The sequence below is a fragment of the Saccharospirillum impatiens DSM 12546 genome (genome assembly GCF_000423605.1).
Lineage (GTDB): Bacteria > Pseudomonadota > Gammaproteobacteria > Pseudomonadales > Natronospirillaceae > Saccharospirillum > Saccharospirillum impatiens.
This window is the reverse complement of record NZ_AUIH01000024.1, coordinates 68880-81116: the sequence shown is the minus strand read 5'-3', so window position 1 is coordinate 81116 and position 12237 is coordinate 68880. Positions and strand designations below refer to the sequence as shown.

Here is a 12237-nt window from a genome sequence, read left to right as displayed (position 1 = left end):
GTCGTCTCCCGCCAGTGAGTAGAGCACGGCACCAATCGCCAGCACAGTGGTCAATAGAACCAGCAAGGCGGCAATGCGGTCGGCGACCAGCAGTATGCCGAACGGGGGCTGCCAGTCACCCAGTTGGTACAATTGGGTGGCCTGGGTGCTTAACCGGAACAGAACCAGCGCACTAACCAACATCAGTGCCAGGCTGACAAGACTGGCCATGCGCTGACGCCGGATGGTTCCGGCCAGCGGTGGCAGCAGCATGAGGGTACCGGCCAACAACGGAATCAGAATTGGCAGAACAGCCCAGTGTTGCATCAGTTTTTCTCCTTCAGCCGGTCGCTGGGCAAGCCGGCACCCGGCGGGTTGCGACCATCAACGTGGTCGTTGCCGAGATCTGAGCGGGCGCGTATGGCTAGAATCACTACAAAGGCAGTCATCGCAAAACCGATCACGATGGCGGTCAGCACCAGGGCTTGTGGCAGCGGATCGGCGTACTGCTCTGACTGGCCCAGAATGGTGGCCCCGTTGATCAGCAAACGGCCACTGGAGAACAGAAAGAGGTTGACGGCATAAGACAGTAAGGTGATGCCCACGACCACAGGAAAGGTGCGACCGCGCAAGGTTAAAAACAGACCGCAGGCGGTCAGCAGACCGACGCAAAAGGCGAAAATGGCTTCCATTATTGGTGCTCCGTCTCTCGTGCGCGTTCAGTGGTGGTGTGCTGGCCCAGATTGGCCAGAATCAGCATGGTGGCGCCGACGACGGTCAGATAGACACCGAGGTCAAACGCAATGGCACTGGCCACTTCGAATTCGCCGATCAAAGGCCAGGTCCAGTAGTCGTACCAGGACGTCAGGAAGGGGTAACCGAATGCCCAGCTGCCAACGCCGGTGAGAGTGGCGATCAACAAGCCGCTGCCGATGACTTTCTGGTAATCGAGTTTGAGGCGGTCTTTGAGCCAGTCAACGCCGTGCGCGATGTACTGTTGAATAATGGCGATGGAGGTAACCAGCCCGGCAATGAAGCCACCGCCCGGCAGGTTGTGCCCGCGCAGGAAGATGTAGGCCGACACCAGCAGAGCCAGTGGCAGCAGGCCCTGGGAGATCACCGACAGCATCATCGGGTGTTTGTCTTCGGTCCAGGGACGGCCGTCGTCGTCGCTGGTGGGCTTGAACAACCCCATGCGCGCGATCAGTTTGTAGATACCCAGCGCGGCGATGCCCAGTACGGTGATTTCACCCAGGGTATCAAACCCCCGGAAATCAACCAGAATCACGTTGACCACGTTGGTGCCGCCACCGCCGGTTTTGGCGTTGTCGAGAAAGAAGTCGGAAATGCTGTCCAGTGGCCGGGTGATCAGGGCGTAGTTGATGGTACCGATGATGCCGCCGAAGATGGCGGCAATGGTCAGGTCCCGTGCGACACGCCGCGGGCTGGATTCTTTGGGCGTGCTTTGCGGCAGGAAGAACAGCGCCAGCAGCAACAGGATGATGGTGACCACTTCAACCGACAACTGGGTCAGTGCCAGGTCGGGCGCGGAAAACAGCGCAAAGGCCAGCGAGACGATCAACCCCACGACCGATAACATCAGCAGGGCTATCAACCGCCTGCGGTGCCAGATAACCGTTGCCAGGGCCGACAGGGCCAGCAGGGCTGCGCCCGACAACATGACGGCGTCGACCGGTATCTGCGAGCGCAGACCGGCGGTTGTGTCCAGATCGACCAGTGGCAAGCCAAGCAATACCATAGCGAACAAAATCAGCAGGAAGGCATAGCGTTGCAGAGAGCCGTTCTCAAACCATTCGATAAAGACAGCGCATTGCTTCATTACCCATTTGACCGACTTGTCGAATATAAGGTTGGCATTGGCTTCCGGAAACTGTGCTTGAAAGGTGAACAGCTTTTCCCGGTTGAAATACACATAGGCGCCACCGGTCATCGCCAGTGCGCTCATCAATAGTGGCAGATTAAAACCGTGCCAGATGTACAGGCCGTACAGGGGCAACTCGCCGCCAACCACTGAACTGGCCGCTACCGCGAGCAGGTCACCGATCAACAGGGCCGGCCAGATACCGACCAGCAGGCACAGCGCCACCAGGATATCGATCGGCAGTCGCATGCAGCGCGGCGGCTCATGCGGTGTTTTCGGCAAATCGACGGGTTCGCCGTTGAAGAAAACGTCGTGAATAAAGCGCAAGGAATAAGCCACAGAGAATGCCGTGCCTACGGTCGCCAATACCGGAATCATCCACGAAAGTGACCCCAGGGAGCTTTGATCGAGGGTTTCGGCAAAGAACATTTCCTTCGATAAAAAGCCGTTCAGCAGCGGTACCCCGGCCATGGAGGCTGCCGCGACCATGGCCAGGGTGGCGGTGTAGGGCATGTATTTCCACAGCCCGTTCAACCGGCGCATGTCGCGTGTGCCGGTTTCATGGTCGATGATACCGGCTGCCATGAACAGCGAGGCTTTGAAGATGGCGTGGTTGATGATGTGGAAGACAGCGGCCACCGCGGCCATGTCAGACCCCATGCCGAGCAGCAGGGTGATCAGGCCCAGGTGGCTGACGGTCGAGTAGGCCAGCAGGCCCTTCAGGTCGTGCTTGAACAGGGCGGTGTAGGCGCCGATAAGCAGAGTGGTCAGGCCAGTGAGGCTGACAATCACGAACCAGAGCTCGGTGCCTGACAGCACCGGATAAAACCGGGCCATCAGGAAGATGCCGGCCTTGACCATGGTCGCAGAGTGCAAGTAAGCGCTTACTGGCGTGGGTGCCGCCATGGCATAGGGTAGCCAGAAGTGGAATGGGAACTGTGCGGACTTGGTAAAGGCACCCAGTAGTACGAGAATAACTATCACCGGGTAAGCGGCGTGTTCGCGCAGTAAATCGCCGCTGCTCAGCACCGCTGTCAGGTCGTAACTGCCCACGATGTTGCCGATCATGATCACCCCGGCGAGCAACGCTAGGCCACCGAGCCCGGTGACGGTCATGGCCATGCGGGCGCCTTTGCGGGCGTCGGTGTTGTGGTTCCAGAAACTGATCAGCAGAAAGGAGCTGACACTGGTCATCTCCCAGAATACCCACATTTGCAGCAGGTTATGCGACACCACGATGCCGAGCATGGCGGTCATGAACAGAATCAGGTAGGCGTAAAACAGGCCCATAGAGTCTTTGCTGGACAGATAATAGCGGGCGTAGAGGATAATCAGCAGGCCAATACCCAGCACGAGCATGGCAAACAGCAGCGCCAGGCCGTCGAGGTGGACCGACAGTTCCAGCCCGAGTAACGGAATCCAGGGTAGGGTGGCGACGACGGCTTCACCGTCAAATACAGCAGGCACCTGCAGCAGAACGAGTACCAGCGCCATAGCGGGCAATGTAGCGGTGGCAAAGGCGCAGACAGTTCGACCGAAACGGTCGGTAAGCAGGGGTACAACTGTCCCCAGCAAAGGTAACAGCAGTATCCAGAAAAGACTCATGGGTGGGTAAGACTCCCCTTGGTTAAAACGGCAACATCCAGCGAGACGACCCTTGAACCTACGCTACAGCGCGGTGCACAGATGGGTCCGCTCGCTCGCTGTTCAATGGCGAAAGAGGATAACGAGGCAGGCAACGAGCGTCCAGAAAAACCGGATTTGTTGGTTGGGTGGCCGGAGTTCGTGGAGGCCACCGGGTAGGCCGATCCGGGGTCGTCGTGAATCCATCCCTGGAGACTAGGCCGCCACATCCCTGTTGCGGACTACCCCGGATAGGCCTACCCGGCAGCCTCCACTCGACACGTTGGCATGTTCGGTTTTCATCTTATGTAGGAGACCAGTCACCTGGGCGACCGGAAGAACGCAGGGCCAGTGAAATCAACCATTAGCAGAATATCCGACCACCTCTCTCCCTCAACCCGGTTGTGTAACCAGCGTAATAACCCGCCGCTGGTGCAAATTAACCGGCGGCTCATAGACCTCACCGAATAATTCATTGGCGACATCACGAATCACACCATCCTGATAGGCCGCTTTCATGACGGTATCGAGCAGGGTGTGCAATTCCGGCCGGGTTGGTGTGACATATAGGATGTGATCCCGGTCGTAAACAAACACCAGGTTTTGCTCAACGGCCAGCTCTTGCTGCTGCGGCCATTCACGCACGATTTCATGGGCTCCGCGGGGCAGGTAGTCGACGCCTCGCAGACCTGACGCCACCATATGGTAGAGGCGCTTCCAGTCACCGGGCACGCCTTGTACCGGTAAATCATTGGTTTCCCAGATCAGCTTGTCGCCCCAGGCCTGGCCCATGCCCGCGACTTTTCCGAGGGCAATGAAGTCGTCGAGAGTGCTCACGTGATCGTATTGAGGCTGGCTGTCCGGGGGAATGAACAGAATGCGGTGGTTAACCAGGTTGTCGGTCATCCCGACCTGGACATTCAGGAATCGTTCGCTTCGGGCGGGTGTCTGGCCCAATATCAGCGTGTCGATACTGCCTTGCTCCAGCAGGACTTCCAGGCGGGTGGTGGGCATATTTCCGAGGTTGGTGATGTCAACAGAGTAGCCCTGATGGCTCAGCGATCGTGTCAGCAATGTCGACATGTAGTGAAACGAGGCGGGCGTGCCGCCCAGGGTCAATTTGATCGGTTCCTCAGCCTGGGCGGGCACGAGCGAGGCCAGCCATAGTAGGCTGGCGATCAGCCAGAGACGATGCTGGGTCAGGTTGGTGAATCTATGCATCCGCAGTGCCCAACGTTTGAGGTTGCGCAGTGACCTTCACTGCGCAACTGGTTTGTTCTTCCCCTACGTTACAGCTTGATCCAGGTGGCTTTGATTTCGCTGTACTTGTCGAACGCATGCAGCGATTTGTCGCGACCGTTGCCGGATTGCTTGTAGCCACCAAAGGGGGCCGTCATGTCGCCGCCATCCCATTGATTGACCCAGACTGAACCCGCGCGCAACCCGCGGGCAAAACGATGCGCGCGGCTGAGGTTGCTGGTCCAAACGGCGGCAGCGAGGCCGTATATCGAATCGTTGGCGATGGCCAGAGCGTCGGCTTCATCGGTAAACCTTGTCACCGACAGAACCGGTCCGAAAATCTCTTCTTTAAAGATCGTCATGTCACGCGTGACGTCTTCAAACACGGTTGGCTCCATAAAGAACCCGCCGTCAACGGAATCGGCCCGATTGCCGCCGCTGGATAGCCGTGCTCCCTGAGTTTTGCCGGTGTCAATGTACGACTGAACCCGTTTGAGCTGCGTTTCATCGACGATGGCGCCCACGTTGGTGGCCGGGTCGAGAGGGTTGCCGGGTTTCCAGCCTTGCACGGCTGACAGCACTTCAGCCATAAATTCGTCGGCAATGCTGGCCTCGACCAAAAGACGGGAACCGGCTGTACAGACTTCGCCCATGTTGAAACAGATGCCTTCAGCGGCGGCTTTGGCGGCCGCAGAGAGGTCCGGTGCATCGGCGAAAACGACGTTCGGCGATTTACCGCCCGCTTCAGTCCAGACCCGCTTCATGTTGGATTCACCGGCGTAAATCATCAGTTGCTTGGCGATCGCGGTTGAGCCTGTGAACACCAGGGTATCGACATCCATGTGCAGGGCCAGCGCCTTGCCAACGGTGTGACCGAACCCGGGCAGCACGTTGAAGACGCCATCGGGGATACCGGCTTCTTTGGCCAGCGCCGCCAGACGCAGGGCGGACAATGGGGATTTCTCCGACGGTTTCAGGATAACGGAGTTGCCCATGGCCAGCGCCGGGCCGATTTTCCAGCTGGCCATGATCATCGGGAAGTTCCAGGGCACGATGGCTGCGACGACACCGACCGCTTCGCGTGAGACCAGGCCGAGTTCTCCCGGGCCGGTCGGGGCGATTTCATCGTACAATTTATCGATGGCCTCGGCAGACCATTGCAGGCTGCGGCTGGTGGCGGGAATGTCGACATTGCGGGCATCGGAAATGGGTTTGCCCATGTCCAAGGTTTCCAGCAGGGCCAGCTCTTCGCCATGTTTCTTAACCAGGGCAGCAAAGCGCAGCAGAATGCTTTTACGCTTGGCCGGTGGCAGCTGCGACCAGCGCCCGTCGTCAAACGCCGCCCGGGCGTGGCGTACGGTCAGGTCGGCATCAGCGCTGTCGCAGGCGGCGACGTCGGTGAGTAGCCGGTTGTCGATCGGGCTGCGGTTTGGAAAAGTCTCGCCCGACTGGGCGTCCTGGTATTGGCCGTTGATAAAGGCGCGGCCTTCAAATTTGAGCTCGTCGGCGCGTTGGGTCCAGTATTCAAGAGTATCTGTCATTGTGGTTAACCTGCTTGTCGGCGTCATTCTTATTGCACGCCACCTTACCTTAGTCACTAGCCGGGTTTCAATATATTGAACGCATTGGGGCTGTATCAGATGCGCGGTTTGGCTGGCTTTTATGACCTGAGGCTATTAGCCGATATGCCTTGATGCCTGTATCGAATCACGGCTGAAGCGGGGCTTGATGTTTTATTTAATTTACATACACTGGCCCCTGTGTGTTCGAAATAACAAACATCTTGACGCGACCCGGACGGTGGCGTCCGGTCCCGTAAGAGTGAGAACGGTCATGACCCAAACCCCTGAAAACACGTCGCAGCAGCAAGCCGCACCGGCCGACCAGGTTGGCAAGCCAACCAAAACGGATGCTTTTTGGATGCCGTTTACCGCGAACCGTCAGTTTAAGGCTGAACCCAGGCTGATGGTGGGTGCGCAAGGCATGCATTACACCAGTGAAGACGGTCGCAGCTTGCTCGACGGCACTGCCGGTCTCTGGTGTGTGAATGCCGGCCACGGCCGACAGCACATTTCGGATGCCGTCGCCCGCCAGATCAGCGAAATGGATTACGCGCCGACGTTCCAGATGGGTCACCCCAAGCCGTTTGAACTGGCTGAGCGGCTGATCAAACACACCCCTGCTGGCATCAATAAAGTGTTTTTTACCAACTCGGGTTCCGAGTCGGTCGATACCGCTTTAAAAATAGCGCTGGCCTATCATCGGGCATGCGGCCATGGCGAACGAACTCGCCTGATTGGCCGCGAGCGGGGATACCATGGGGTTGGTTTTGGCGGTATCTCCGTGGGCGGTCTGGTGAATAACCGCAAAGCGTTCGGTATGGGCTTGAACGGTGTTGACCATATGCGCCACACCCTGTTGCCGGAAAATGCGTTCAGTCGCGGGCTGCCGGAACACGGTGCGGATCTGGTTCAGGATCTTGAACGGATGATAGCGCTGCACGGCGCCGAGACCATCGCAGCGGTGATCGTTGAACCGGTCGCTGGCTCAGCCGGTGTGATTTTGCCGCCAAAAGGGTATTTGCAACGGTTGCGTGATCTGACTCGCCAGCACGGTATCCTGCTGATTTTCGATGAAGTCATTACCGGCTTTGGTCGGGTCGGCCAACCCTTTGCGGCGAATCGATTTGGCGTGACGCCCGATCTGATGACCACGGCTAAAGGCCTGACCAACGGGGCTATCCCCATGGGCGCTGTGTTCGCTGCCGACTTTATTCACGATGCCTTTATGCACGGACCGGAATCGGTCATTGAGTTGTTCCACGGTTACACCTATTCCGGCCACCCGGTAGCAGCAGCAGCCGGCCTGGCCACGCTGGACATCTATGAGCAGGAAGGCTTGTTTGAACGCACCCTGGCGATGGAACCGATCTGGGAAGAGGCGTTGCACAGTCTGAAAGGCACGCGCAATGTCAAAGACATACGCAACATTGGCCTGATAGGTGCGGTGGAACTGGAGTCTCGCGAGGCCCCTGGCGCCCGCGGCTATGATGTGTTCCATCATTGCTACTGGAAAGGCAATGCGCTGGTGCGCTGCACCGGTGACACCATTGCCATGTCACCGCCGCTGATCATCAATGAGGCGCAGATCGACGAGTTGATAACGACCCTGAAAGCGGCCATAGAAGCCACCGACTGACACGAAGCCGGGCAATGTCCCGGCCCGGACCCCTCCCCTGAATTCGAGATCAACGACTTATGAAACAGATTACCCACTTTATCAACGGCGCGACCACCGCGCCGAGCAAGCGTTCCGGCCCGGTGTTTAATCCGGCTCTGGGTGAACAGAGTGCCGAGGTGTCGCTGGCCAGCAGCGCGGAAGTCGATGGCGCAATCCAGGCAGCGAAAACGGCGTTTATCGATTGGTCAGCGACCACACCCCTGAACCGGTCGCGGATTCTGTTCCGCTTTAAAATGCTGCTGGAAGAGCGGCTGGATGAGCTCGCCCGGGTTATCAGCGCCGAGCATGGCAAGGTGTTTGAAGACGCGCGAGGCGAAGTCGTGCGGGGTATGGAGGTCGTGGAGTTTGCCTGCGGCATTCCGCACCTGCTTAAAGGCGAGATGACCGAGCAAGTCGGGCGGGGTGTTGATGCCTGGACGGTCAATCAGCCGCTGGGCGTGGTTGCCGGTATTTCTCCGTTTAATTTCCCGGCCATGGTGCCCATGTGGATGTGGCCTGTCGCCATTGCTTGCGGCAATACCTTCATTATGAAACCGTCGGAGAAAGACCCGAGTGCACCGCTGCTGGTCGCCGAATGGCTGAAAGAAGCGGGATTGCCGGATGGCGTGTTCAACGTGGTCAATGGCGACAAAGAGGCGGTTGATGTGTTGCTGACCCACCCGGCCATTCAGGCGGTGAGCTTTGTTGGCTCCACGCCGATTGCCGAGTACATTTACAGCACGGCCAGTGCCCATGGCAAACGCGTACAGGCCCTCGGTGGTGCCAAAAACCATCTGGTGGTTATGCCCGATGCGGATATCGACGGCGCGGTCAATGCCCTGACCGGTGCGGCATTTGGCTCGGCCGGCGAGCGCTGCATGGCGATCTCTGTGGCCGTGGCCGTGGGTGATATTGCCGATGAGCTGGTCGATAAGCTGGCCGAAAAAGCCCGCACCCTGAAAATTGGCAATGGCGCCGAAAAAGGGCTGGATATGGGCCCGCTGGTCACCCGGGAACACCTGGCCAAGGTCACTGGCTATGTCGATGCCGGCGTTAAAGAAGGCGCTACTCTGGTGGTTGATGGCCGCGGCCACAAAGTCCCCGGCCACGAGGCTGGCTACTTCATCGGCGGTTGCCTGTTCGACCATGTGACACCGGACATGAGTATTTATCAGGAAGAGATTTTTGGCCCGGTGTTGTGCGTGGTCCGGGTGCCGGATTACGTCAGTGCGGTGAAGCTGATCAATGCCCACGAATACGGAAATGGCACCTCCATTTATACCCGCAGCGGTGGCGCGGCTCGGCAGTTCACCCACGATATCCAGGTCGGCATGGTCGGCGTGAATGTGCCCATTCCGGTGCCCATGGCGTTCCACTCCTTCGGTGGCTGGAAGCGTTCTTTGTTTGGTGGCAGCCACATGCATGGCATGGAAGGCGTACGATTCTATACACGTCGCAAGGCGGTGACTGCACGCTGGCCGGTAGGCGACATGGGTGCTGATTTCGTCATGCCGACTATGGAATAGTATTGACTGAGTATTTTAAGGTTTTAGCGTTTGCCTGGGAGACCAGCAGCGGGTGCCGGGTGTACCCCTGTGGGGTAGTCCGCAGCATGGATGCTGCGGACTAGGCTCCATGGATGGATTCACGCCGACCCCACAGGGGTATACCCGGTAGCCGCTGCGGAACTATGACTCCCAGTTGAGCTTAAGTTACCAAAGTCCCCCTTTCCTTTGATAGTGGAGCCCCAGATGACCCGTCGTACCGAACATACCGGTTCCTATTACGCCGCCAGTGCGAACCCGACTCCCGACCGCCCGGCATTGACCGAGTCGATACAAACCGATGTCTGTGTGATTGGAGCTGGTTTTACCGGCTTGTCCACAGCCCTGCATCTGGCGGAAGCCGGTTTTAAAGTGGTGGTGCTGGAAGCGGCGCGTGTTGGCTTTGGTGCCAGTGGTCGCAATGGCGGCCAGTTGGTCAACAGCTACAGCCGCGATATTGATGTGATCGAAAAAAACTACGGCATGGATACCGCCAAAATGCTGGGCGGTATGGCGTTTGAAGGGGCGGACATCATTCGTCAGCGCATTCGCGACTACAACATCGATTGCGATTATCGCGATGGCGGTGTGTTTGTGGCGTTTAACAAGCGCCAGTTGCATGAACTGCAGGAACAGAAAGCCCTGTGGGAACGCTATGGTCATACTCAGCTCGATTTTCTGGATCAGAATGCGGTTCGCGAGGTGGTCAAATCCGATCAATACATCGGCGGCCTGCGCGACAATCGCGGTGGTCATATCCACCCGCTGAATCTTGCGCTGGGGGAGGCGGCTGCTATTGAGCAACACGGCGGACAGATTTTTGAAGACTCACCGGTGGTGAAAATCGACCGGGGCGCTGAACCGGTTGTGCATACCGACCGGGGCCAGGTGCGTGCCAAATACGTCATGGTGGCAGGCAATGCCTATCTCGGGAATCTGGTGCCGGAACTGGCGGCCAAGTCGATGCCCTGTGGCACTCAGATCGTCGCCACTGAAGTGCTCGGGGAAGAACGGGCCCGTGAGCTGATTCCGCACCTGGAATGCGTGGAAGATTGCAATTACAAGCTGGATTATTACCGCATCACCGGTGATTTCCGCTTGCTCTACGGTGGCGGTGTTACCTATGGCGGTGGCGATCCGGATTCCATCGAACGCTTCTTGCGCCCGCACCTGGAAACGATTTTCCCGAAACTGGCGGGCGTCAAACTCGATTACGCCTGGGGCGGTGATTTCCTGCTCACCATGAGTCGCTTACCCCAATTTGGCCGCATCGGTGACAACATCTATTACGCCCAGGGCTACAGTGGCCACGGTGTAACGACGACCCACCTGGCGGGCAAACTAATCGCCGAAGCCCTGCGTGGCCAGGCTGAACGCTTCGATGCCTTTGCTAGCCTGAAGCACTTCCGCTTTCCGGGTGGTCAGTTGTTCCGTGCGCCCTATACGGCGATTGGGGCGACCTACTATGGGTTGCGGGATAAACTGGGAATCTGACATGCGAATTTGGGTAGACGCCGATGCTTGCCCTACAGTGATTCGCGACATCATTGTACGGGCGGCCGAGCGGACGCAGGTTCAGACCACCTTTGTGGCCAATCAGTACATCAAAACACCGCCGTCGAAATACGTGAGTTCGGTGCAGGTGCCAGCCGGGTTTGACGTGGCCGACAATGAGATTGTGCGCTTGGCGGAAACTGACGATCTGGTCATCACCAGCGATATTCCCCTGGCGGCAGAGGTGATTGAAAAAGGCGCCAGCGCCCTGAGTCACCGGGGGGAAGCCTACACCCGGGAGAATATTCGGGGCAGGCTGAACGTTCGTGATTTCATGGAAACGATGCGCGCCAGCGGCATTCAGTCGGGAGGCCAGAAGACGATGGATAATACGGACCGAATGGCGTTTGCCAATAAACTGGACAGCTACCTCGCTCGCCACGTGGGAAAAAGCTGAGCGTCGCTTTTTTATCGTTCATTGCATCCAAAACCCGCTAGGCTTCGTCTAACCAACATGATTTCTGGAAAAGGTAGTCTTTGATGAAGCGAATAGCGGTAAATCTGATCGGTTGTGCGGTCTTTGGCCTGGTGAGTGGTGTACAGGCCGAATCCACCATGAATGTGGCGCACATGCACCTTGAACACGTGTCCACATCCTGGCCCGAAGCGCCCAATCAGGTTGGGTTTATGACGGTGGCCATGCAGGAAGCCGAGATTGCGATGACCCATGTCACTCTGGCGCAAGGGCATGAAGGTGACCTTGCTGCCCTTAAGATGCATGTCGGTCATGCCTTGCATGCACTGGACCCGGAAGAGCAAGACGCTGGGCCAGGTCTTGGTTTTGGGGTGATTGAGGGGGCCGATGGTGCTGAGAAGCACACCCTGTATGCGGCCCAGTCGCCAGGCGCATCCGACAACATTATCAATAATAACCTTCGGGTTCGTAACCCGTTGCGCAACGCCGAATCGCTGGCCAAGCTGGCTGTTCGCGCCGGTAATGGCGCGCTCGAGGCCCGTTCGGTGGCAGCTGCGCAGGAATCGCTTAATGACATGGCCTGGCTGATCAACGCCATGATCAACGGTGTCGATGAAAACGGTAATGGCACCATTGAGGCGACACGCGAAGAGGGCGGGCTGGCCATCGCTTTTGAACAGATGCGTTCTATACGGCAGGGTGAAGGGCTCGACTGACGCGGTCAGGCGAGAGCCTGCGCGATGATGCAGACACTCAAAAGCGATAGCGCTATGCTGTAGCAA

Annotated in this window: 9 protein-coding genes and 1 pseudogene; 5 read left to right on the top strand and 5 right to left on the bottom strand. The window is 58.0% G+C overall.

Annotated features, from left to right (window positions below; genetic code table 11):
• The 5 genes and pseudogenes from G565_RS0113100 to G565_RS0113080 all read right to left on the bottom strand — a co-directional run.
• Positions 1-306 (bottom strand): annotated as a pseudogene (locus tag G565_RS0113100) (monovalent cation/H+ antiporter subunit D); the annotation flags it as partial.
• Entirely contained in the window at positions 306-671 is a 366-nt protein-coding gene (locus G565_RS0113095; protein WP_028671331.1) for a Na+/H+ antiporter subunit C, read from the bottom strand. The pseudogene G565_RS0113100 and the gene G565_RS0113095, both read right to left, overlap by 1 nt.
• The gene (locus G565_RS0113090) at positions 671-3466 is read right to left on the bottom strand and encodes a monovalent cation/H+ antiporter subunit A (RefSeq protein WP_028671330.1); all 2796 of its coding nucleotides are present in this window, start codon (positions 3464-3466) and stop codon (positions 671-673) included. The genes G565_RS0113095 and G565_RS0113090 overlap by 1 nt, the downstream gene beginning before the upstream one ends.
• Before the next feature lie 411 nt (positions 3467-3877).
• Entirely contained in the window at positions 3878-4705 is an 828-nt protein-coding gene (locus tag G565_RS24075) for a hypothetical protein (protein ID WP_051207872.1), read from the bottom strand.
• A 68-nt stretch (positions 4706-4773) separates the two neighbouring features.
• Positions 4774-6264, bottom strand: a complete 1491-nt coding sequence (locus G565_RS0113080; RefSeq protein WP_028671329.1) for an aldehyde dehydrogenase — start codon at positions 6262-6264, stop codon at positions 4774-4776.
• 292 nt (positions 6265-6556) lie between these two features.
• Between G565_RS0113080 and aptA the strand changes: the two genes are divergently transcribed.
• The 5 genes from aptA to G565_RS0113055 all read left to right on the top strand — a co-directional run bounded on the left by aptA (position 6557) and on the right by G565_RS0113055 (position 12171).
• Positions 6557-7921 carry an omega-aminotransferase AptA gene (gene aptA / locus G565_RS24070; protein ID WP_084649375.1) on the top strand — a complete coding sequence of 455 codons (1365 nt, stop codon included), beginning with the start codon at positions 6557-6559 and terminating at the stop codon, positions 7919-7921.
• A gap of 59 nt (positions 7922-7980) precedes the next feature.
• A complete protein-coding gene (locus tag G565_RS0113070; protein WP_028671328.1) occupies positions 7981-9468 on the top strand; it encodes a CoA-acylating methylmalonate-semialdehyde dehydrogenase in 1488 nt (495 codons plus the stop codon).
• A gap of 225 nt (positions 9469-9693) precedes the next feature.
• Positions 9694-10980, top strand: a complete 1287-nt coding sequence (locus G565_RS0113065) for an NAD(P)/FAD-dependent oxidoreductase (protein ID WP_028671327.1) — start codon at positions 9694-9696, stop codon at positions 10978-10980.
• A gap of 1 nt (position 10981) precedes the next feature.
• Positions 10982-11437 carry a YaiI/YqxD family protein gene (locus tag G565_RS0113060; protein WP_028671326.1) on the top strand — a complete coding sequence of 152 codons (456 nt, stop codon included), beginning with the start codon at positions 10982-10984 and terminating at the stop codon, positions 11435-11437.
• Positions 11438-11520: 83 nt separating this feature from the next.
• On the top strand, positions 11521-12171 hold the full coding sequence (locus G565_RS0113055; RefSeq protein ID WP_028671325.1) for a hypothetical protein: 651 nt from the start codon (positions 11521-11523) through the stop codon (positions 12169-12171).
• The last annotated feature ends 66 nt before the right edge of the window (positions 12172-12237 follow it).